Genomic DNA, 21,840 nt, shown 5'->3' with positions numbered 1-21,840 from the left:
TCCGTACCAAGATCACTCGTTCGGGGTTGAGGTCGCCTTCTTGGGGGCGGCCTTCTTGGCCGTCGTCTTCTTGGCCGCCGTGGTCTTCTTCGCGGCCGTCGTCTTCTTGGCCGCCGTCGTCTTCTTCGCCGGGGCGGCCTTCTTCGCGGCCTTCTTCTTCGGCCCCGGGCCCTTCGCGCGCTTCTCGGCCAGCATCTCCGACGCCTGCTCCAGCGTCAGTTCCTCCGGCGTCTGCCCGCGCCGCAGCGACGCGTTGAACTCGCCGTCCGTCACGTACGGCCCGAAGCGCCCGTCCTTGATCACCAGCGGCTTCTCGGTGAGCGGGTCGTTGCCCATCTCCCGCAGCGGCGGAGCGGCCGCCCGGCGCTGACGCGTCTTCGGGGCGGCGAGCAACGCCAGCGCCTCGTCCAGCGTGACGGTGAACATCTTGTCTTCCGAGTCCAGCGAGCGGAACTCGTCACCGCGCTTGACGTACGGGCCGTAGCGGCCGTTGTTGGCGACCACCTCGGCGCCGTCCGGGGCCACGCCGATCAGCCGGGGCAGGCGCAGCAGCTGCAGCGCCTGCTCAAGGGTGAGGCTGTCCGGCGTCTGCGAGCGCAGCAGCGACGACTTGCGCTCGCCGCTCGCCACGTACGGGCCGAACCGGCCGGACTTGAGCACGATCGGCTCGCCGGTCGACGGGTCGTCGCCGAGCTTGCGCTCACCGCCGCCGCCGAGGAACAGCTCGTGCACCTTCTCCGGGGTCAGCTCGTCCGGCGCCAGGCCCTCCGGGATCGGCGCCCGGTCACCCTGCGAGCCGCCCTCCTCTCCCTCACCCTCACCCGAGGCCGAGGCCGAGGCCGAGCCGGGCAGCGCCCGCTGGAGGTACGGCCCGTACCGGCCGACCCGGACGACGACCTCGCGGCCCTCGTCGTCGGTGAACAGCGGGATGGAGTTGACGCTGCGCGCGTCGATCTCGCTGAGGTTCTCGGTGACCAGCTTCTTCAGGCCACCGGCGTGCGCGATGGCCTGGTCGCCGGTGCCGTTGGTGCTGCCGAAGTAGAAGGAGGTGAGGAAGTCGACGGCGGCGTGGTCACCACCGGCGATCTCGTCCAGCTCGTTCTCCATGCTGGCGGTGAAGTCGTAGTCGATCAGGCGCGGGTAGTGCCGCTCCATCAGCCCGATCACCGCGAACGCCAGGAACGACGGGATCATGGCCTGGCCGCGCTTCACCACGTACCCGCGGTCCTGGATCGTCTGCATGATCGACGCGTACGTGGAGGGCCGGCCGATGCCCAGCTCCTCCAGGGCCTTGACCAGCGACGCCTCGGTGTAGCGGGCGGGCGGCTGGGTGTGGTGGCCCTGCGCGGCCAGCTCGTCGGCGGTCAGCGGCTGGTCCTTGACCAGCGTGGGCAGCCGCCGCTCGGCGTCCTCGGCCTCGGCGTTCTCGTCGTCGCTGGACTCGACGTACGCGCGCAGGAAGCCCGGGTCGGTGATGGTCTTGCCGGTCGCGCCGAAGTCGGCCTCCTCCTGGGCGGAGGAGACGGCGCGGATGCGCACCGACACGCTGGAGCCGACCGCGTCGGTCATCTGCGAGGCGATGGTGCGCCGCCAGATCAGCTCGTAGAGCTTGAACTCCTCGGCGGACAGCTCCTTGGCCACCTCGCCCGGGGTGCGGAAGTTGTCGCCCGCGGGGCGGATCGCCTCGTGTGCCTCCTGCGCGTTCTTCACCTTGCCGGTGTAGCGGCGCGGCTCCGGCGGCACGCTGCGCTCGCCGTACAGCTCGACGATCTGCCGGCGGGCCGCCGCGATGGCCGTCTCGGACAGGTTCACCGAGTCGGTACGCATGTAGGTGATGTAGCCGTTCTCGTACAGGCGCTGCGCGGTGCGCATCGTCTGCTGCGACGAGAACCGCATCTTGCGGGCCGCCTCCTGCTGGAGCGTGGAGGTGATGAACGGCGCGTACGGGCGGCGGCGGTAGGGCTTCTCCTCGACCCGGGTGACGGTGAACGGCCGGTCGGCCAGGCGGGCGGCGAGCCCCCGGGCCCCGCCCTCGTCCAGGTGGACGACACCCGCACCGGCGCGAACACGACCAGTGGTCGGCTCGAAGTCCTTGCCGGTGGCGATCCGGTCACCGTTGAGCGCGACGAGCGTGGCGTTGAACGTGCGCGGGCCCTCGCCCGGCTTCGCCACGGCGAGCGTGGCCAGGATGTCCCAGTACTCGGCGGTGCGGAACGCCATCCGCTGGCGCTCCCGCTCGACCACGATCCGCGTCGCCACTGACTGCACCCGGCCCGCCGACAGCTTCGGCATGACCTTCTTCCACAGCACCGGCGAGACCTCGTAGCCGTAGAGGCGGTCGAGGATGCGCCGCGCCTCCTGGGCGTCGACCAGGTCGCGGTCGATCTCCCGGGGGTTCGCCACCGCGGCCTGGATGGCCGGCTTGGTGATCTCGTGGAAGACCATCCGCTTGACCGGCACCTTGGGCTTGAGCGTCTCCACCAGGTGCCAGGCGATGGCCTCGCCCTCGCGGTCCTCATCCGTCGCCAGGAAGATCTCGTCGACCTCCTTGGCCAGCTTCACCAGCTTGCTGATCTGCTGCTTACGGTCGGGCGACACCACGTAGAGGGCGTGGAAGCCGTTGTCGACGTCGACGCCGAGGCGCGCCCACGGCTCACCCTTGTACTTCGCCGGGACGTCGGCGGCGTTGCGGGGCAGGTCCCGGACGTGGCCGAAGCTGGCCTCCACGACGTACCCCGGGCCGAGGTAGCCCGAGATCGTCTTGGCCTTCGCCGGTGACTCGACGATGACCAGACGGGTGGTTCCAGCGTTGCTCGGCACGTCTCTCCCCGACCTCACTCCTACGCCATGCCCGCTTCGGGCCCTGTTGCGCCACCCGGACCAGAGGCGGTCCGGATGTCCAACGTAACGCGCCGTCCGCGTTCCGGGTTTCGTGGGCGGCAAACGGGCCGCCCTCCCGGCGACCGCCGGCCGCACCCTGCCGGACGGCGTCACGGTACACCGTGGGTAGGGCGACAGGCGGGTCACTGTGACGATCGCGTACACCCGGCGGAGCCGTCTCCGGGTGTCCGGCTTCGGACACCCGGCGGTCAGCCGGGCGAGCCCGGCCACTCCGCCGCCGGCGCCGTGGCCGGCCGTTCCCCCACCAGTTCGGCGAGCCGCGACATGCGCCGCCCGCCGATCCGGAACGCGGGTCCGCCCTCGTCCGGTTCCACGAACGCGGCGGGCAGGCCGACCGCCGCCAGCGCGGCGCGGACCACCGGCCAGGACGGCTCGTCGGCCGGTCCGAGCCGCAGCCGGAACCCGGCCGGCTCGGCCGTGCCGGCCGCGGCCGCCCAGAGCCGCAGCCGCCGTCCGTCCAGGTGGAAGCGGGCCGGCGGCCGCTTCACACCGCCGCGCAGCCAGGCCCGCGCGAGCGGCGCCAGCATGCTCGTGTACGCGGTGCGCACCCGGTGCCGCCCGTCCTCGGTCGGCTCCCAGCTCGCCGGCACGCCCCGGGCACCCAGTTCGGCCACCAGCACGTGCACCCGCCAGGCGGCGTCGACCACCACGGAGATCCGGGCCGTGCCGCCCATCCGCCCCACCTCACCCGGCCCGGCGAGCAGGCCGGCGAGATCCGCCAGGGCCGGATCGGCCGCCTCGGTGGAGAACAGTGAGGGCTGGCGGGCGGGGTTCGGGGTGGGAGGGGTCAGCGACACTCCGGGACCTCGTCGAAGGCCTCTTTCAGCTCGGTCGAGTTGAGCTTGCTGGTGTCCAGCGCGCTCGCGTCGTACTCCTTGTTGAGCGTGTCCACGGCGGCGCGCACGCCGTCGTAGAACGGCCCGGCCTGGGCGGTGTCGAGCCGGTCGATGGCGCCCCGGGCCCGGCCGTACGCGTCGCGCATCTTGCTCAGCGACCCGAGGAACCCGGCGGACACCTCGGCGCCGCGTTCGGCCTCGGGCACGCCCGCCTCCTCGACCTTGCGCCGGGCCGTCTCGCTGGCCTGCTCGGCGCCGGCGAAGAGCCGGACCAGGTTCTCCTTGGCCTGCGGCGGAGTCGTCTGCGCGGTCATCTGCTGCTGGGTGCTACTGGTCAGCTTCGAGATCTCCGCGCGCCACGGGGTGAGCGCCTGGCACACCGACGCGGCCCAGACCCGAGGGCTGGGACCGCCACCGCACCCGGTGACCACGAGGACCAGCGTGGCCAGGACCACCGTGAGCTTTCCGGCGGTTGCCGCCCGGCGCGTACGCATGCGAAGCAGCGTACGACCTCCGGGCGGAACCGCCACCGGTCAGGTTTGCCGGGCACCGGGTTCCCGGCCGGCCGGGGCCGGCCGGGAACCGTCGCGTGCGATCAGGCGTTCACCGTCTCCGGACGCTGGTCCGGGGTGCCGGCGTCGCTGTCCTCGTCGGTCATCGCCACACCCTTGCGCTTGCTGAACACCACCGCCGCCGCGATGATCAGCGCGGCCACCACGGCGATCGTGATGCGCAGCGGGTTGTTCTGGTCGTCGCCCACGCTCCAGGCCACCACGGCCGGGGCGATCAGCAGCGAGACCAGGTTCATCACCTTGAGCAGCGGGTTGATCGCCGGGCCGGCGGTGTCCTTGAACGGGTCGCCGACGGTGTCGCCGATGACGGTGGCGGCGTGCGCGTCGGAGCCCTTGCCGCCGTACGCGCCGTCCTCCACCAGCTTCTTGGCGTTGTCCCAGGCACCACCGGAGTTGGCCAGGAACACCGCCATCAGCGTGCCCGCGCCGATCGCGCCGGCCAGGTACGCCGCCAGCGCGCCCGGGCCGAGGCCGAAGCCGACAGCGATCGGGGCCAGGATGGCCAGCAGGCCGGGGGTCATCAGCTCGCGCTGCGCGTCCCGGGTGCAGATGTCCACGACCTTGCCGTACTCGGGCCGCTGGGTGCGGTCCATGATGCCCGGCATCTCGCGGAACTGCCGGCGTACCTCCATCACCACGGCACCGGCCGAGCGGGAGACCGCGTTGATGGCCAGGCCGGAGAAGAGGAAGACCACTGCGGCGCCGATGATCAGGCCGACCAGGTTGCGCGGGTTCGACACGTTCAGCGAGTTGAGGATCTCGCTGCCCACGTCGTTCACTCCCGCGTCCTCGTAGGCGGAGCGCAGCGTGTCGGTGTACGAGCCGAACAGCGCGGTCGCGGCCAGCACCGCGGTGGCGATCGCGATGCCCTTGGTGATCGCCTTGGTGGTGTTGCCGACGGCGTCCAGCTCGGTGAGCGTCCGCGCGCCGTGCTCGTCGATGTCGCCGGACATCTCGGCCACGCCCTGCGCGTTGTCGGAGATCGGGCCGAACGTGTCCATCGCGACGATGACGCCGACGGTGGTGAGCAGGCCGGTACCGGCCAGCGCGACGGCGAACAGCGACAGCGTGATCGAGCTGCCGCCGAGCAGGAACGCGCCGAAGACGCCGGCGCCGATCAGCAGCGCCGAGTAGACGGCCGACTCCAGGCCGACGCTGATGCCGGCGAGGATGACGGTGGCCGCGCCGGTCTGCGAGCTCTTGCCGATGTCCTGCACCGGGCGCCGGTTGGTCTCGGTGAAATAGCCGGTCAGCGCCTGGATCGCGGCGGCCAGCACGATACCGATCACCACCGCGCCGATGGCCACCAGCCGCGGGTTGCGGTCGACGTCGGTCAGCCCGCCCTCCAGCTCGGCGAACGTGGCCGGCAGGTACGCGAACGCGGCGATCGCGACGAGCACCGCGGCGAGCAGCGCGGACAGGTAGAAGGCCCGGTTGATGGCGGTCAGGCCGTTGCGGTCGCTGGTGCGCAGCCGGGTGATGAACACGCCGACGATCGCGACGAGCACGCCGATGGTGGAGATGATCAGCGGGAAGACCAGGCCGGTCTCGCCGAACGCGGCCCGGCCGAGGATCAGCGCCGCGACGAGCGTGACCGCGTACGACTCGAACAGGTCGGCGGCCATGCCGGCGCAGTCGCCGACGTTGTCGCCCACGTTGTCGGCGATGGTGGCGGCGTTGCGCGGGTCGTCCTCGGGGATGCCCTGCTCGACCTTGCCGACCAGGTCGGCGCCGACGTCGGCGGCCTTGGTGAAGATGCCGCCGCCGACCCGCATGAACATGGCGAGCAGCGCGGCGCCGAAGCCGAAACCCTCCAGCACGGTCGGTGCGTCACCCCGGAAGATCAGCACGACCAGCGCCGCACCGAACAGGCCGAGGCCGACGGTGAGGAAGCCGACCACGCCGCCGGTGCGGAAGGCGATCTTCATGGCGCCCTCGCGCCCGCCTTCCCGCTCCCGCGCGGCCGCCGCCACCCGCAGGTTCGCGCGGGTGGCCAGCCACATGCCGGCGCCGCCGATGAACGCGCTGAACAGCGCACCCACCACGAAGAACGCCGAGCGGCCGAGCTTCACCAGCGTTTCGTTGCCGTCGGTGTCGTGCACCGGCAGCAGGAACAGCAGCACGACGGCGATCACCACGAAGATCGCCAGGGTGCGGAACTGCCGCAGCAGGTACGCCGACGCGCCCTCCTGCACCGCGCCGGAGATCTCCTGCATGTTTGTGGTTCCCTTACCGGCCGCCAGGACCGCCCTGGTGAGGGCGGCCGCGAAGACGAGCGCCACCAGCGCGATGACCGCGGCGATGACGACGTACGTCACGTTGGCTCCGGTAAGGGACAGTGCGCCGCCGTCGGCGGCCAAGGTCCCGGACATCTATGTCCTCCTGTACCGAACAACTCGCGCCGACCTGTGGAGACGCACGGGCCGACGCCTGGATGCGGACTCGCAAGCGCGCGCCAACCCACCCCGGCGGACCAGCGATGAACTCCCGTTCCCGCTGGCTACGGGATGGGATCACTTGCTGACAACCCGCGTACTGTAGCCCTCCGGCGTGGCGGAGGTCACACCGAGGGGGCACCGTGTCTCGATGATCTTCGTAACTGTGTTATGCGAAGAAATCTGATATATGGCGCGGCCAATACGACGAGGCCGCGCTCCCCTCTCGGGGAACGCGGCCTGCGTGTGCGAATCGGGTCAGGCGCGGCCGGCCGGCCAGGACATCCGTACCTCGGTGCCGACGCCGTCCTCGACCGGGCGGACCTGGAGGTCCTCCACGAAACCGGCGAGCAGCGCGAAGCCCACGCCGGTGGTGAGCGCGTCCTCGCTGAGCGACTCCTTGGCCAGCTCGTCCGGGCCGAGCGCGGCCAGGCCGAGACCCGCCTCGATCGGAGCCCGGTCCACCACCCGGACCGTGTAGCCGCCGCCGTCGGACATCTCCACGTACACCGGGTCGGCCAGGCCGTACTGCCGGTGCAGCGCCACCGCCCGGGTGCACGCCTCACCGATGGCCAGGCGCACCTCGTCCAGCAGGTCCTCGCGTACGCCGGCCCGCCGGGCCACCGCGACGCCGACCAGGCGGGCGGTGCGCACGTGCACCGGGGCCGGAGAGAAGGACAGCTTGACGGTCGCCATCACGCGCCGGTGGAGTCGGCGGCGATGGCCGCGTCGACCGTCGGATGCAGCGGGAAGACCTGGTCCAGGGCGGTGATCCGGAAGATCTTGAGCAGCGGCTCCTTGTCGCAGACCAACGCGAACGAGCCACCGGCCGAGCGCAGCCGCTTGAGCGCGCCGACGAGCACACCCAGCCCGGTCGAGTCGAGGAAATCCACCCGGCCGAGGTCGACCACCACGTGGCGGGCCCCGCCGTCGATCAACTCCAGGAGCCGTTCCCGCAGGCGGGGGGCGGTGTAGACATCCACCTCACCACCGACCTCGAGCACCGTGTGCTCCCCCACGGCGCGGGTCGCCAGCGACAGCTCCATCGGTCCCTCCTCGGTAAACTCTCCTGGGCATCTAACCATCCCCCCGTGCGGCCCTCTCGGGTCACCGGCCACGCCCTCCCCCATACCCCCACCCTGCGGTTCCCAATTCCGAACACCAGTGCGAGAGTGCAGGACGTGACCGACCACAGCCCCGGCCCGCGGCGTGCGCCGGGCGAGCTGCTGCGCCGGTTGCGGCTGCGTCACCCCACCGACCCGGTCACCCACGTCGAACGCGTCCCGGCCCGCGCCGGCGAGCCGGTCGGGTGGCCCGGCTGGGCGCCGGAGGAACTGCGGGCGGCGTTCGCGCGGCGCGGCGTCACCGCCCCGTGGCGGCACCAGGCCGAGGCCGCCGAGCTGGCGTACGCGGGCCGGCACGTGGTGGTCGCCACCGGCACGGCGTCCGGCAAGTCCCTGGCGTACCAGCTTCCCGCACTGAGCACGCTGCTCGCCGACCCGCGCGCCACGGTCCTCTACCTGGCGCCGACCAAGGCGCTCGCCGCCGACCAGCTCCGCGCCGTCGCCGGTCTCGAACTCGACGGGGTACGCCCCGCCACCTACGACGGGGACACTCCGCGCGCCGAGCGGGAGTGGATCCGCCGGCACTCCCGGTTCGTGCTGACCAACCCGGACATGCTGCACCACGGCATCCTTCCCGGGCACGCCCACTGGTCCGGGTTCCTGCGACGGCTCGCGTACGTGGTGGTCGACGAGTGCCACACCTACCGGGGCGTCTTCGGCTCACACGTCGCGCACGTACTGCGGCGGTTGCGGCGGCAGTGCGCGCGCTTCGGGCATACCCCCGGTCAGGCGCTCGCAGGCTCGCGCGGCACCCCGACCTTCCTCCTGGCCTCCGCCACGTCGGGCGACCCGGCGGCGGCGGCCGGGCGGCTCACCGGCCTGCCAGTCACCGCCGTCACCGAGGACACGTCGCCGCGCGGCGGGGTGACGTTCGCGCTCTGGGAGCCGCCGCTGCTGCCGCCCACCGATTCGTCAGTCGACGCCGACCTCGTCCAGGTCCGGCGCTCGGCGCTGCGGGAGACCGCCGACCTGCTCGCCGACAGCGTGGTCGAGGGGGTACGCACGCTCGCGTTCGTACGGTCCCGCCGGGGCGCCGAGGTGGTCGCCGCGAACGCCCGGCGGTCGCTCGACGAGGCGGTGCCCGGGCTGGGCGACCGGGTGGCCGCCTACCGGGCCGGCTACCTGCGCGAGGAGCGCCGCGAGCTGGAACGGGCGCTGCTGCACGGCGACCTGCTCGGGCTCGCCTCCACGAACGCGCTCGAACTCGGCGTCGACCTGGTCGGGCTGGACGCGGTGCTGATCTGCGGCTGGCCCGGCACCCGCGCGTCACTGTGGCAGCAGGCCGGGCGGGCCGGGCGCTCCGGCGACGAGGCACTCGCCGTGCTGGTGGCGCGGGACGACCCGCTCGACACCTACCTGGTGCACCACCCGGAGGCACTGTTCGGGCGGCCGGTCGAGGCGACGGTGCTCGACCCGGCCAACCCGTACGTGCTCGCGCCGCAACTCGCCTGCGCCGCCCACGAGTCCCCGCTCACCCCGGCCGACCTGGACCTGTTCGGCGAGGGTGCGAAGGAGGCGGTGGACTCGCTGGTCGAGGCGGGGGCGCTGCGGCAGCGGCCCACCGGCTGGTACTGGCGGCACCGGGAACGCCCCGAGGTCGACCTGCGCGGCGAGGGCGGCGCCCCGGTGTGCGTGGTGGAGGTGTCCACCGGCCGCCTGCTCGGCACCGTCGACGGCGGGTCGGCGCACTTCCTGCTGCACACCGGCGCGGTCTACCTGCACCAGGGCGTCTCGTACGTGGTCGACTCGCTCGACCTGGCCGACGGGTGCGCGCTGGTGCACGCCGAGGAGCCGGACTGGTCCACCCACGCCCGCGACGTGACCTCGCTGTCGGTGGTGTCGGTCCGCTCGTACGTGGACGCCGGGCCGGTCGGCCTGTTCCTCGGCGAGGTGGACGTGACCAGCCAGGTGGTGTCTTACCAGCGGCGGCGCATCGCCACCGGCGAGGTGATCGACACCCGGCCGCTCGACCTGCCCGCCCGGGAGTTGCGCACCGTCGCGGTGTGGTTCACGCTCTCCCCCGAGTCGCTGACCGCCGCCGGTGTCGAGGCGGCGGACGTGCCGGGCGCGCTGCACGCCGCCGAGCACGCCGCCATCGGTCTGCTGCCGCTGACGGCGACGTGCGACAGGTGGGACATCGGTGGGCTGTCCACCGCCCTGCACCCGGACACCGAGGCGCCCACCGTCTTCGTCTACGACGGTCACCCCGGCGGCGCGGGTTTCGCCGAGCGGGCGTACGGCACCGCCGCCGCCTGGCTGCGCGCCACCCGGGATGCGATCGCCGAGTGCGGGTGCGAGACCGGGTGCCCGTCGTGCGTCCAGTCCCCGAAGTGCGGCAACGGCAACAACCCGCTGGCCAAGGCGGAGGCGGTGCAGGTCCTCGACGTGGTGCTGACCAACCTCGCCGCTGTCACCGGCCCGGAGGCGGGCGTCGACCCGGAAGCGGGCGTCGACCCGGGGCGAGGCGAGGTGTTGCCCCGGCAGGGCGACCGGGTGGCCCGCCCGGCCCAGCCAGCCGGTGGCCCACCCGCGTGACCAGGCCGGGTGGGTGGCCTGCCCGTCCGCCAGTTCGGGGAGGTTGCGGTATCGGCGGGTGTTGGACCCAGCCACTTCCCCGAGCTGGTGTCGATCAAGCTGGCTCGGACGGCCTTCCAGAGGCCGGGGTGTCTGGTTGGTGGGACGGGTGCATGAGGGTAGGGCCGTCGGGGCATTGATGTATGGGAGCGCTTCCATGCATCATTTCCGGTAGCGCACAGGTGACCCGAGACCCGTCCCGCCGGAGGTGCCGCCGTGGCCGACACGATCGCCGAGACCGTCGAGCTGCTCTATACCATCGACCAGGAGAACCTCACGCCCGACCAGCAGATAGCGCTGGGCACCGCGATGGCCACGCTCGCCCAGGCGGAACGGCTGGAGCAGATCAACGAGCGCCTGCGCGGCATCCATCAGGTGCTGAACAGCTGGGCGATGAAGGCCACGGTCGACGGCGGTCGTTGACCTCGCTGACCTTGCGCCTCGCCCGGTGTGCCGGCGGCGTGGTGTGTGGGTGCGATCGGGTGAGCGGTGGTCGGTCTGCTGTGCAAGACTCCGGCGACCCCTCGAAGGAGATCCCATGTCGCCCGACAACCTGCAGGCCCAGCACCGGTTCATCATCCGTCAGCGGCTGCGGATGATGGTCAACCAGTACGAGGTGCACTCGGTCGCGCCCGACGGCTCCGAAGGCGGGCTGCTCGCGTTCGCGCAGCAGAAGCGGCTCGCCTTCAAGGAGCAGGTGACCATCTACACCGATGACTCCAAGCAGTACCCCCTCCTCGGCTTCAAGGCCCGTCAGCGGCTCGACCTCGGTGCCACCTACGACGTGACCGATCATGCGGGCAACCCCATCGGGCTGTTCCGCAAGGACTTCGCCCAGTCGCTGCTGCGCTCGACGTGGCACGTCGAGCAGCCCGGCCTGCCGCCTGCCACCGGGCAGGAGCGCAGCCTGCCGGTGGCGCTGCTGCGCCGGTTCGTCGACTCGCTCTCCTGGCTGCCGTACCACTTCGACTTCATGGCCGGCGGCCAGCCGGTGTTCTCGGTCGACCGCAAGTGGGGCCTGCGGGACCGGTACTCGGTGGAGATCCAGCACCCGCAGATCGACCGCCGGCTGGTGATCGCCATGGCGGTCGGACTGGACGCCCTCCAGTCCCGCTGACCTGGCCCGGCTCTCGGCCTGGCCTGGCTCTCGGCCTGGCCCGGCTCTCGGCTCAGACGCGGTTTTCGCGTGTCAGGACCGGGCCGGGCCGGCCCGGGACGTCGCGGTGGCGTCCCGGGTCAGTCCCGGCAGCGGCGCGACGCGTACCCGCGCCGTGACGATCAGGTCCAGTCCGTCGACCCGGCACCCGGTCATCCGGCCGCCGTTGGCCGAGACCAGGTCGGCCGCGCGAGCGCAGGCGGCGTCCACGCCGTCGAGTACCCGACCGGCACCGGCCAGCGCACCGAAGTCCGCCGCGTTGCGGGCCTGATGCCGCGCGCACCGGGCCGCCCCGACCGCGGCGCCGAACACCCCGACCAGCACGAACACCAGTCCGATCGCGAGCAGGCACACGGTCGCGCCGCCTCGGTCGGCCGAGGACGTCCTCACGACAGGCTCCCTGCACTCCCCTCTCCCCACGGGCCCGCTCGCCCCGAGCCTGCTCGTGACCGGCAGCCCTTCCATGATCAACCGACGTGAGGGCAGGTCGGCCGTAGAGCTGCCGGCTCTCACGGCACCGGGCCCGGCGCGCCGGGTTCCACGGCGGCCACCGCCTCCGCCGACACGACCAGCCGGGGCAGCCGCGTACCGAACGTCCGGACCGGTGCCCGGACCGTCGCCGTGACCCGATCACCGGCCACCGTCACGGCCACTTCGGCGCCGTCCGGGGCGTACCGGGTTCCGGCGACCGTGCCGGACTCGCCCCGGGCCGCGGCGAGAGCCGCCTCCCGGGCCGCGTCGACGCACGCGACCCGGGTACCCACCGCGTTCACCGCGGTCAGCCCGGCGACGAGGAGCAGCATGAGCGCCGGCAGGCCGGCCGCCAACTCGGCGGTGAACGAGCCCCGTTCGCACGCGACCCGCGAGCGCCACCCGCGCCACACCGCCCCGGCCCGGCGGCCGACGGTGTCCCGGGCGGGCTCGGTCGACACGTCGGGCGGTTGGAGCGACCGGCCACCACGGCCGGCCCGCCGGCGCCCGGTCACTTCAGGGCCCGGTCGATGACGGCGGTCAGCGCGGACTGCACGTTGCCGGAGGTCAGCACCTTCAGCAGGATCCCGGCGAAGGCGACCGCCGCGAGGGTGCCCACCGCGTACTCGGCGGTGTTCATACCCGCGTCACCTCGTAGGCGGGTGAGGAGCTTGCGCATGTCGTACGTCCCTTCTCGATGGTTCACAGCACGTCGCCGAGAACGGCGACGATCACCGGCACCAGACCGGCGAGAATGAAGGCGGGCAGGAAGCACAGCCCGAGCGGCAGCACGATGAGCACACCCGCGCGACGGGCCGCCGCCTCGGCCGCGGTCGACCGTTCGGCACGCAGGTCGTCGGCCAGCCGGGTCAGCGCGCGGGCCAGGGCGGCGCCGCTGTTCGACGAGCGGACGGCCGCCGCGACCACGGGTTCGGCACCGGCGACACCGTCCAGGTGCGCCCACGCCTCGCCGGGGCCGCCACCGAGCCGGAGCGTGCGGCCGACCCGGCCGAGCCGGTCCGCGAGTGGCCCGCCGAGCGCCTCGGCGACGGCCAGCACCGAGCGGTCGACCGGTGCGCCCGCCCGCAGCGCGGCGGCCAGCAGGTCAGCGGCCAGCGGCAGGTCGGCGGTCTCCCGCAGTCGCCGTTCCCGGGCGGCGCGCGGCTCGATCCGGCGCAGCAGACGGTCGGCGACGACACCGGCCAGCAGCCCGAGGACCACGCCCGTCACCCCGCCGACGACCACGGCCACGGCGACCCCGGCCAGCGCTGCGCCGAGGCGTACCCGATCCGGCCACCACGCCGGGCGAGTCGGCGGCGGTGCCGGGGCGAGCCGGCGCAGCCGCCGTACCGGGCGGACGACCGGACCGGCGACGACCAGGAGCGACGCGGCGCCGCCGAGGCAGACGGCGGCCAGCACCTGGCGCGACATCAGGCGGCCCGCCCGGGCGTGACACCGAGGCGCTCGGCCCAGAGCAAACCGCCGACCTGCAACACGACTGCCGCCACCGCGCTACCCGCACCCACCGGCGTGTGCAGGAGCACCGCCACCGGATCCACCCCGATGCCGTAGCCGAGCCCGATCCCGCCGAGCGGCAACGCGGCGAGCAGCCAGGCGGTCGCCCGCGCCCCCGCGGCCTGGGCGGCGGCAGCGGCAAGTCCCCGGTCGGCGGCGCGGGCGTCGGCCTCGATCCGTTCCAGCAGATCGGCCAGCGGCGCGCCGGTCCGGTCAGCCAGCCTTCCGGCGGCTCGGGCCAGCCGCGCGACGCGTCCCGGGCCGTCGTCGACACCGCCGTCGGCGGGTAGCCCGGCCCGCAGGTCGGCGGCGACGGCGGCGAGCCGGTCGAGATCGCGGCGGTGCGCGAGGGCGGCCGTCCGGTGGGTACGCCGGCGCAGCACCGCCCGGGCCCCGAGCACGCCATAGGCGGCGAGCACCACGGCTGCCACCGGGCCACCGAGCAGCGCCCCGGTCACGACGCCACACAGCGCCGCCACCGGCAGCACACGACCGGCGGAGAGCGCCGGAGCAGGAGACGATGCCGCAGCGGGTGTCACCGGAAGCGGCACGAGCTCGGTCCACCGCCGTATCTGGTGCCCGGGGCGACGTCGCTCCCGGCCCCGGCCGGGCGGACGGGCGGACGCATTCGGCCCGGAGTCGAGCGGCCGCCGTGGGGCTTCCGGGGACGCTGAACGCGCGCCCTTCGCCCGCTCGGCCGAGGTGCCCGCCTCGCCCAGGACCGCCAGCCGCCGAGCGCGACCGGCCCGTACCGGCCAGCCGACGGCTACCGCCGCAGCGGCCAGGAGCAGGACCGCAGGCCAGAGGTGGCCGGTCACGACGGTTCCGCCGGGTTGGGCCACGCCGCCTGGAGGATCGGGGGCACCGGCGTTCCCCGCTCGCGCACCAGGTCGGCGAGCGCCCGGGCCGCCGGACCGAGACCTCTGCCTCGCACCCAGGCCGGCACCACTCTCACCACCCGGTCGGGCCCGTCGGGCAGCAGCAGGCCGATGGAGTCCAGCACCCGCCCTTCGCCGGTACGGCGGAGCTGGAGGACGACCTGCAACGCGGCGGCGACCTGGGCGTGCAGCGCGAGCCGGGGCAGGCCACCGAGCATCCCGAGCGCCTCCAGCCGGGCCGGGACGTCCGCCGGGGCGTTGGCGTGCAACGTTCCCGCCCCGCCGTCGTGGCCGGTGTTCAAGGCGGCCAGCAGATCGACCACCTCGGCACCCCGGCACTCGCCCACGACCAGCCGGTCCGGCCGCATCCGCAGCGCCTGCCGGACCAGGTCACCGAGACCGACGGCTCCGGCGCCCTCGACGTTCGCCGTACGCGCCTGCAAGCCGATCACGTGCGGGTGCACCGGGCGCAGCTCGGCGGCGTCCTCCACCAGCACGATCCGTTCGGTGCCGGGCACCAGCCCGAGCAACGTGTTCAGCAGCGTCGTCTTGCCGGAGCCGGTGCCGCCGCTGACCAGGTACGCGAGGCGGCCCGCCACGAGTGCGGCAAGCAGCGGGGCGACCGGCCGGGGCACTGTGCCCCGCTCGACGAGTTCGTCGAGGGTGAACGGCCGCTGCCGGAAGGTACGCAGCGACAGGTAGGGCCCGTCGGTCGCCACCGGAGGCAGCACCGCGTGCAGCCGGGTGCCGTCGGGCAACCGCGCGTCGGCGTACGGCGAGGCGTCGTCGAGCCGGCGACCGGCCGCCGAAGTGAGGCGCTGCGCCAACCGGCGTACGTCGTCGAGCGTGCCCAGCGGCACGGCGACCTGCTGTAGTCCCCGTCCCCTGTCGACCCAGACCCGCACCCCGTTCACCAGTACGTCGGTGACCTGCGGGTCGGCGAGCAGCGGCGCCAGCGGCCCGGCGCCGACCAGGTCGTCGTGCACCCGCTCGGCGATCCGCAGCAGCGTGGTGTCACCAAGGACCGCAGTCGCCGGTTCGGCGCGAACCGCGGAGACGATCGCCGCGGGCGTGACCGAGGTGGCCTCGGCGGCGAACCGGTGCCGGACCCGCGCGGCCAGTTCCCCCGGGTCGGCGGGCGTGGTCACGCCGCACCCGCGGCGGACGACCCGACCAGCTCGTCCACGAGCCGCTGGCACAGCGCGGCGAGCGGCCCCTTCCCACTCGCGCCCGGCGCCTCGCCCCGCTCCAGCCCACGGCACAGCCCGGGCTCGGGTCGCAGCGTGCCGGCGAGCGGCAGCCCCAGCGCCCGGGACACCTCAGCCGCGCGCAGCCGACCGGGCGCCGGACCTCGCACGATGACAGACAGGTCGACGCAGTGCGGCGCGGCGACGGCGGCGACCCGGGCCGCGGCGGCCGCCGCCCGCAGCTCGGCCGGTACGACGAGCAACGCGCGGTCGGCGGCCTGGAGCGCGACCACCGCCGCGTCGTCGAGGTGCCGGGGCAGGTCGAGCACGACCAGGTCCCGCCCGCGCCGGCCGGCGTCGACGGTGGCGGCCATCGCCTCGGCCGGCAGGTGCCGCAGGTCGCCCCGATCCCAGGAGAGCACCACCAGGTCGCCCCGGCTGGGCAGCGCACGGATCAGCGACGGCGGGTCGACCCGCCCGTCCGTGCCGGCCAGCTCGGGCCAGCGCAACCCGTCGAGCTGCTCCCAGCCGAGCACCAGGTCGAGACCACCGCCGAGGGGGTCGGCGTCGACGAGCAGCGTGCGGAGCCGGGACCGGGCCGCGCTGACGGCGAGCCCACCTGCCAGCACGCTGGCTCCGGCGCCGCCCCGGCCGCCGAGGACGGCCACCACCCGGCCCTGACCCGGGCCCGCCGGACCGGCCACGCACTCGGCGAACCGGTCGACCAGCCAGGGCTCGGCCGCCGGCAACGTCGCCACGTGCTCGGCGCCGATGAGTTCGGCCAACTCCGTACCCGGGTCGAGCTCTCCGGAGCGACCGACCAGGACCGTGCGGGCGCGGCGGGGAAGGCGCGCCCGCAGGCAGGCCGCCGCCTGGTCGGCGCCGATGAGCACCAGCGGCGCCGGGGCCCAGCGGGCCCGGGCGGCGGCCGGATCGGCCGCCAGCTCGACCTCGGTGCCGCCGGCCGCCGCGAGTCGCAACAGCTCGTCGAGAAGGTCGCCGTCGGAGGTGACGAGCAGGGGCAGGCGACGGTACGGCGGGAGCGGGGTACGGGGCGGCATGGCGGCCTCCATCAGTCGAACTCGGACGTGCCGCGGTGCAGCCTGCCCGGCCGGGGGAGGTGTGACAGGTGCCCTGTGGACAACGGAGGGCGTTGTGGACAGACCTCGGTGGCCCGGTTGATCTGCTATGCGCCGGAGACGGGAACAACGAGTGGCCCGTCGGCCATTGACGACGGGGACGATCAGTAACGGATAATCGGGGCCCCTCGCCGCTCGATGAACGGCACCGGCTTGCGGAATCGAGGCCATGACCGATTCACCGCACCCCCTCACGCCCTCCTCGGTACGACCCCACTCACGGTCCGCCCACACGGCCGCAAGCGAGATCTGGCTCCGCGATCCGTCGCCGACACTGCTCGCCGCCATCGCCATCGGACTCGTGGTCGTGGTGCTGGCGAGCATCGTCAGCGTCTTCGCCGCACCCCGTCGCCCCGACCTCCCGCCGCCGCTCGAAGGCCAGGCGATCCTGGCATCCCCGACGAGGGCGGGGTCGGTGACGGAGACGCCCGCCGAGTCCTACGCGCCGCCGTCGGTGTCGTTCTCCAGCCGTGCCGTGCCGCCCAGCCGCACCGCCGCACCGACCCGCCGCCCCACCCCGAGCAGCCGGCCGACCTCGTCGAAGCCCACGCCTCCCCGGCCGAAGCCGCCGGTGGTCGGGCCCGGGGAACTGGCCCCGCTGCCGGCCTCGCGCGAGTCGCGGCTGCGCTCGCACGGCGGTGGTCCGTCGACCTTCATCGACTTCGTCAACGCCCGGGAGTCGACAGTCGTGGTCCACTGGATCAACTACGACGGCCGTCGACAGCAGTACGCGGTTCTGCGCCCCGGGCAGCCCTACCGGCAGCAGACGTACGTCGGTCATCCGTGGGTCGTGGCCGATGAGCGAGGCCGAGGCTTGGTGTGCTTCGAGCCGGACCGGCGGACGCTGCGCGCGGTGATCCGGTAACTCCCTTGCCGGGCCCGACCGGCGGCTGCGACGCTCCGTCGGGTGATCGACAAGCCGGACATCGACGAGCGGACGCTGGCGGCCGAGGTCGCCGCCGCCTGGTCGGTGGACGTCGTCGACCTGGTGTTCATGCCGGTCGGACTCGACGGGCAGGCGTGGGCGTACCGGGTGGAGACGTCCGACGGCGGGCGCTACTTCCTGAAGGTGCGGAGGGGCGACTTCACGCCGGCCGCCGTCCTGCTGCCCGGCTTCCTCCGGGCGCAGGGCCTTCGGCAGGTGGTCGCGCCGCTGGACCTTCCCGACGGTGGCGCCGGGCGCGGGTTCGGGGACTATCGACTACTGCTCTACCCGTTCCACGACGGCGGCAGCCTGTGGGGGCGCGGCCTCACTGACCGCCAGTGGATCGAGTACGGCGAGTTCCTGGGCCGGCTGCACCGGGTCACGCCGAGCGCGGAGGTAGCAGCCGTCCTGCCGGTCGAGACGTACCGGTCGAGCGCGGGCGAGCGTTTGCGGACCCTCGGCCGGCGGGCCGCGACGAGCGAGGTTCTGGGTGCCTTCTGGAAGCGGTACGGTCCCGCGTTGCACCGGTTGGCGGAGACCGTCGACGACCTGGCGTCGCGCGTGACGCCGGGGCAGCACGTCATCTGCCACGCGGACATCCATCCGGGCAACCTGATCGCCGACGGCGACGGGCCGCTATACATCGTGGACTGGGACGCACCGATCCTCGCGCCGCGCGAGCGGGACCTGATGTTTGTCTACAGCACCGACTTCGGCGATCACCCGATCAACGCGCGCCGGGCCGAACTCTTCCGCGAAGGCTACGGACCGCTGGAGCCGGACCCGGTCCTGCTGAGTTACTACCGCAGTGAGCGGCACCTCGACGACGTCGCGGCGTTTCTGGGCAGCATCCTCGATCCGGAGGCCAGTGCGGAGTCCCGGGCCACCGATCTGCACTGGCTCACCCGGATCGCCGAGGCGGTCGCCGGCCCCGGCTACACGCCCTGATCTCACTGCGGAACGCTCAGCGGGGGTGGCATCGCCTGGAGTGCCTTCGCCCGGCTGACGATTACTCTGTCGCCCTGCATGATGGCTGACGCTGAGGGAGTGCCGGTGCACCAGAGCTCTCGGCCACGCGAAGGGACAGTCCGAGGTCTTTCCCTACCCGCGACGCTGGTCAACTTGCTGGAGCAGGGCCTTTGGCGAAACCCCGGTGCCGAGGTGCTCCAAGAGGTCATGCCATGGTTCAGAGATCCCCTGATGTTTCCCGGCAGTCTCGACCGGATGCGGTTCGAGAACGAAGCCTTGGATCTCTTCGCCGACGACGCACCGTTGTCGCAGCTCTTTCGAGTGACCCGCGGCAGCCGGATGAATCGCCCTTCCGATCTGCCGTGGCTGGATGCTGAGCGTGCGGTCCTCATCGCGGTCAACCGAGACCCCGGAGACGACGTCGCCCTCGCGCTCGACTACCGAACCGATGTCACCGACCCGAGGGTCGTCGCCAGTGACTTCTGGACCGACCCGAGCCGATGTTCCTGGCGGCTGGTGGCGCCCAGCTTCACGCAGCTCATGTCGATGCTCGGCCACACCTGACCGACGCGCACTACGGGTGCATCCGCTGCCGATCCCTTCCGCCCCACAAGCCCGAAGGCCCAACGACAAAGTCCAGCCCCGAACCCCAGAATCGACACGCGTCCGCCGACTGATATGCGCCACGCGCCAGCCGGGCCGGGATCGTGCGGTTGGCTCGGTTGACGTGCGCCGACCGACGGAGGTGGTCCGCCCGATACCCTGCGTCGGTGATCCGACGGCCACCTCATAAGGCAAGCCGCTCACATGGGCTGGGTCGTGCCGCGGACGAGGCGAAAGAGGGGTGGAGGGCCGCCGGCCTGGATGAACTACACGTCATCTGGAACGACGCGGCCGACTACGGCGCTGATGGCGAGGCGCCCGAGGGCACTCCACTCGGCATCGTGCACCTTTCGTACCTGCTGCGCGTCTACAACTCAGCGATGGGTGGTGGCGTGGGCTTCGCTGTCGAGGTGAACGAGGCATTCCGTCTCAGACGAGCCGTGGACGCGATGCGGTACTTCGGATTGGCGGACCTCGCCGAGCTGGTCGTGGAGCTCATTGAGCACGACGTGGACACCGGCCACGTTGGGTCCAGGCATGATGATCTGGAGGCTGGCCTTCAAGGCGAGGTTCTGGAGAGAGCGTTCAGGATCAAAGCTGCCGAAAGGCCCGCCGATTTCGGCCTGGAATGACGAGGAAGGGCTGTGGCCCGCGGCGGAGCGCCCCGCGCAAAGGGACGACCCCCGTCGGGGGGAGACGGGGGTCGTCTTGTGGTTCGGCTCCGGGGGGGTCGAGCCGAACCGACTCAGCGGTTACGGGGGGTGCAACCGCCGAGGCCCATCGACGCCGGGTATGCGAACTCCCGCCGCGAGGACAAGCATGCCGCAGTCGACCCTTATACGTCGAGTGTTGTTCACTCCACGCAAAGCTAAATTCATCGATAGATGCCTGTGACCGCCGTCACTCCACCGGGTGCTCATCGGCTTTCGCGACCCGGGCGGACGCCTCGACGCCTCTCGTCGGGCTAGACTTTCGCGCCGTGGGCCGCAGCGCCGCTTTCTTCGATCTCGACAAGACCGTCATCGCCAAGTCGAGCGCCCTGGCGTTCGGTCGGCCGTTCTACCGGGACGGGCTGATCACTCGGCGTGACGTGGTCAAGTCGGCGTACGCGCAGTTGATGTTCCGGCTGGGCGGCACCGACGAGCAGACCATGGCCCGCACCCGGGACTACCTCGCCACGCTCTGCAAGGGCTGGCCGGTGGAACAGGTCCGCCAGATCGTCGCGGAGACACTCCACGAACTGATCAACCCCTATGTGTACGCCGAGGCGGCAGCCCTCATCGAGGAGCACCAGGCCGCCGGGCGGGACGTGGTGCTGGTCTCCGCGTCCGGCGACGAGATGGTCCGGCCGATCGGTGAGCTGCTCGGGGTCACCGACGTGATCGCCACCCGGATGGGCGTGGTGGACGGCCGCTACAGCGGAGAGGTCGAGTTCTACGCCGCCGGCCCGAGCAAGGTCGAGGCGGTCAGCGAACTGGCTCTTGAGCGCGACTACGACCTGGCCGACTCGTACGCGTACTCCGACTCGTACTCCGATCGGCCGTTGCTGGAGTGCGTGGGGCATCCGACGGTGGTCAACCCGGACCGGGCGCTGCGCAAGCTGGCGGTGGAGAACGCGTGGCCGGTGCTGGAGTTCCGGCACCCGATCCCGCTGGGCCGCCGGCTGCGTGAGCGGCCGGCGGTGCCGGTCGCGGCGGCGGCACTCGGCGTGGGCGTCGGCGTGGCCATCGGCATCGCCTGGTACGGCCGGCACCGGCGCACCCGCGCCGCCGCACCCACCGCCTGACGCCTCGCGCCCGTCAGGACGCGGCGAGGATCTCGTCTCCGATCAGCGTGATCTGGTCGGCGCCGACCTCCACCGCCGTCATGTAGTGCCGCAGCCAGGAGCGCAGGCCGTCGGGCGTGCCGGTGGCGAACGCGCCGGCCGCGCCCACGTACTCCGGTTCGCGCTCGCGGTGACCGACGTCCACCGCGACCAGCCCGCGGGGGTCGAAACCGGTGGAGATCAGCACCAGCCGGGCGGCGGCGCGGGCCACCACCCCGGACGGGCCCGGGAACGGGCGCAGGTTCAGCAGCTCGCCGTGTACGACGGCGGCCAGCACCAGCGGTGGCACCTTGGTGCCGCCGGCGACCAGGGCGGCCAGGCCGTCGAGGCGGGCCGCGACCACCGGGTCGGCGACCGGCCGACCCAGTTCCTCCTCGGTCACCACGTCGCGGGCGGCGAGTACGTGCAGCCGGGCCATCACCTGCCGGGGGGCCTTCGGCCAGAGGTCGCTGAGGCCGGGCAGTGCCCCGGCGACCCGCAGCGCACCCTGGAGCACCGGGTCGGTGACGGTGCCGGCGCGTACCTCCTCGCGGTCGTGGACGCGGCCCTCCAGCGCGGCGCTGGCCACGGCGGAGCGGAGGCTGACCTCGGCGGCGACCTGGCCGCCCTGGCGGCGCAGCGCGCGGTGCCGGTGGGCCAGGTCGACCCGCTCGCGGGCCTGCTCGACGGCGGTGGCGACGTCGGCGAGCGCGAGCAGCGGGGCGAGCGGATCGGTGGTCACCCCGTCACG

General features: G+C 73.0%; 22 protein-coding genes. 8 read left to right on the top strand and 14 right to left on the bottom strand.

The features are described 5' to 3' along the window. Positions 1 to 12: 12 nt before the first annotated feature. The 6 genes from topA to OC439_RS23635 all read right to left on the bottom strand — a co-directional run bounded on the left by topA (position 13) and on the right by OC439_RS23635 (position 7,790). Positions 13 to 2,820 (bottom strand): type I DNA topoisomerase, encoded by a 2,808-nt coding sequence (gene topA, locus OC439_RS23660; RefSeq protein WP_262015350.1) that lies wholly within the window; start codon positions 2,818 to 2,820, stop codon positions 13 to 15. A 269-nt stretch (positions 2,821 to 3,089) separates the two neighbouring features. Further along, a complete protein-coding gene (locus OC439_RS23655; protein ID WP_262015349.1) occupies positions 3,090 to 3,698 on the bottom strand; it encodes a hypothetical protein in 609 nt (202 codons plus the stop codon). Further along, on the bottom strand, positions 3,689 to 4,231 hold the full coding sequence (locus tag OC439_RS23650; RefSeq protein ID WP_262015348.1) for a hypothetical protein: 543 nt from the start codon (positions 4,229 to 4,231) through the stop codon (positions 3,689 to 3,691). The genes OC439_RS23655 and OC439_RS23650 overlap by 10 nt, the downstream gene beginning before the upstream one ends. A gap of 101 nt (positions 4,232 to 4,332) precedes the next feature. Next, positions 4,333 to 6,681 (bottom strand): sodium-translocating pyrophosphatase, encoded by a 2,349-nt coding sequence (locus OC439_RS23645; protein ID WP_262015347.1) that lies wholly within the window; start codon positions 6,679 to 6,681, stop codon positions 4,333 to 4,335. 321 nt (positions 6,682 to 7,002) lie between these two features. Next, the gene (locus OC439_RS23640) at positions 7,003 to 7,440 is read right to left on the bottom strand and encodes an ATP-binding protein (protein WP_262015346.1); all 438 of its coding nucleotides are present in this window, start codon (positions 7,438 to 7,440) and stop codon (positions 7,003 to 7,005) included. Continuing rightward, positions 7,440 to 7,790: an STAS domain-containing protein gene (locus tag OC439_RS23635; RefSeq protein WP_013283649.1), complete on the bottom strand. Its 351-nt coding sequence runs from the start codon at positions 7,788 to 7,790 to the stop codon at positions 7,440 to 7,442. Before OC439_RS23635 ends, OC439_RS23640 begins: the two co-directional genes overlap by 1 nt. 135 nt (positions 7,791 to 7,925) lie before the next feature. On the opposite strand from OC439_RS23635, the gene OC439_RS23630 reads away from it, so the two are divergent. The 3 genes from OC439_RS23630 to OC439_RS23620 all read left to right on the top strand — a co-directional run bounded on the left by OC439_RS23630 (position 7,926) and on the right by OC439_RS23620 (position 11,559). Then, positions 7,926 to 10,403, top strand: coding sequence for a DEAD/DEAH box helicase (locus OC439_RS23630; protein WP_262015345.1), 2,478 nt, complete (start codon positions 7,926 to 7,928; stop codon positions 10,401 to 10,403). Between the two features lie 255 nt (positions 10,404 to 10,658). After that, positions 10,659 to 10,865, top strand: a complete 207-nt coding sequence (locus OC439_RS23625; protein ID WP_013283647.1) for a hypothetical protein — start codon at positions 10,659 to 10,661, stop codon at positions 10,863 to 10,865. A gap of 115 nt (positions 10,866 to 10,980) precedes the next feature. Next, the gene (locus tag OC439_RS23620; protein WP_091414614.1) at positions 10,981 to 11,559 is read left to right on the top strand and encodes a hypothetical protein; all 579 of its coding nucleotides are present in this window, start codon (positions 10,981 to 10,983) and stop codon (positions 11,557 to 11,559) included. A gap of 72 nt (positions 11,560 to 11,631) precedes the next feature. Here the strand turns inward: OC439_RS23620 and OC439_RS23615 are convergent, their stop codons facing one another. From OC439_RS23615 to ssd, 7 genes are all read right to left on the bottom strand, one after another. Further along, positions 11,632 to 12,063 carry an Rv3654c family TadE-like protein gene (locus tag OC439_RS23615; protein WP_410054951.1) on the bottom strand — a complete coding sequence of 144 codons (432 nt, stop codon included), beginning with the start codon at positions 12,061 to 12,063 and terminating at the stop codon, positions 11,632 to 11,634. 44 nt (positions 12,064 to 12,107) lie between these two features. Further along, positions 12,108 to 12,530: a TadE family type IV pilus minor pilin gene (locus OC439_RS23610; RefSeq protein ID WP_410054950.1), complete on the bottom strand. Its 423-nt coding sequence runs from the start codon at positions 12,528 to 12,530 to the stop codon at positions 12,108 to 12,110. 50 nt (positions 12,531 to 12,580) lie between these two features. Then, the gene (locus OC439_RS23605; protein WP_013283643.1) at positions 12,581 to 12,748 is read right to left on the bottom strand and encodes a DUF4244 domain-containing protein; all 168 of its coding nucleotides are present in this window, start codon (positions 12,746 to 12,748) and stop codon (positions 12,581 to 12,583) included. 23 nt (positions 12,749 to 12,771) lie between these two features. Continuing rightward, entirely contained in the window at positions 12,772 to 13,500 is a 729-nt protein-coding gene (locus OC439_RS23600) for a type II secretion system F family protein (protein WP_262015343.1), read from the bottom strand. Further along, complete coding sequence (locus OC439_RS23595) at positions 13,500 to 14,063, bottom strand: hypothetical protein (protein WP_262015342.1); 564 nt, start codon at positions 14,061 to 14,063, stop codon at positions 13,500 to 13,502. The genes OC439_RS23600 and OC439_RS23595 overlap by 1 nt, the downstream gene beginning before the upstream one ends. Positions 14,064 to 14,398: 335 nt before the next feature. After that, complete coding sequence (locus OC439_RS23590; RefSeq protein ID WP_262015341.1) at positions 14,399 to 15,610, bottom strand: TadA family conjugal transfer-associated ATPase; 1,212 nt, start codon at positions 15,608 to 15,610, stop codon at positions 14,399 to 14,401. Continuing rightward, on the bottom strand, positions 15,607 to 16,710 hold the full coding sequence (gene ssd, locus OC439_RS23585; RefSeq protein ID WP_123109990.1) for a septum site-determining protein Ssd: 1,104 nt from the start codon (positions 16,708 to 16,710) through the stop codon (positions 15,607 to 15,609). Before ssd ends, OC439_RS23590 begins: the two co-directional genes overlap by 4 nt. Before the next feature lie 247 nt (positions 16,711 to 16,957). On the opposite strand from ssd, the gene OC439_RS23580 reads away from it, so the two are divergent. From OC439_RS23580 to OC439_RS23560, 5 genes are all read left to right on the top strand, one after another. Further along, a complete protein-coding gene (locus OC439_RS23580; RefSeq protein WP_262015340.1) occupies positions 16,958 to 17,653 on the top strand; it encodes a hypothetical protein in 696 nt (231 codons plus the stop codon). 42 nt (positions 17,654 to 17,695) lie between these two features. Then, a complete protein-coding gene (locus OC439_RS23575; RefSeq protein ID WP_262015339.1) occupies positions 17,696 to 18,661 on the top strand; it encodes a phosphotransferase enzyme family protein in 966 nt (321 codons plus the stop codon). 174 nt (positions 18,662 to 18,835) lie between these two features. Continuing rightward, positions 18,836 to 19,246 carry a hypothetical protein gene (locus OC439_RS23570; protein WP_262015338.1) on the top strand — a complete coding sequence of 137 codons (411 nt, stop codon included), beginning with the start codon at positions 18,836 to 18,838 and terminating at the stop codon, positions 19,244 to 19,246. Between the two features lie 206 nt (positions 19,247 to 19,452). Beyond that, positions 19,453 to 19,917, top strand: a complete 465-nt coding sequence (locus OC439_RS23565; protein ID WP_262015337.1) for a hypothetical protein — start codon at positions 19,453 to 19,455, stop codon at positions 19,915 to 19,917. 347 nt (positions 19,918 to 20,264) lie between these two features. Then, a complete protein-coding gene (locus tag OC439_RS23560) occupies positions 20,265 to 21,071 on the top strand; it encodes an HAD family hydrolase (protein WP_262015336.1) in 807 nt (268 codons plus the stop codon). 13 nt (positions 21,072 to 21,084) lie between these two features. Here OC439_RS23560 and OC439_RS23555 read toward each other — a convergent pair whose 3' ends face one another. Continuing rightward, entirely contained in the window at positions 21,085 to 21,831 is a 747-nt protein-coding gene (locus tag OC439_RS23555) for an oxidoreductase (protein ID WP_135242913.1), read from the bottom strand. Between the last annotated feature and the right edge of the window lie 9 nt (positions 21,832 to 21,840).

The sequence above is a fragment of the Micromonospora sp. Mcm103 genome, assembly GCF_024519755.1.
In the GTDB taxonomy this organism is placed as follows: domain Bacteria; phylum Actinomycetota; class Actinomycetes; order Mycobacteriales; family Micromonosporaceae; genus Micromonospora; species Micromonospora aurantiaca.
Note: the sequence above shows the minus strand (reverse complement) of the source record. Positions and strands in the feature narration are given on the sequence as shown.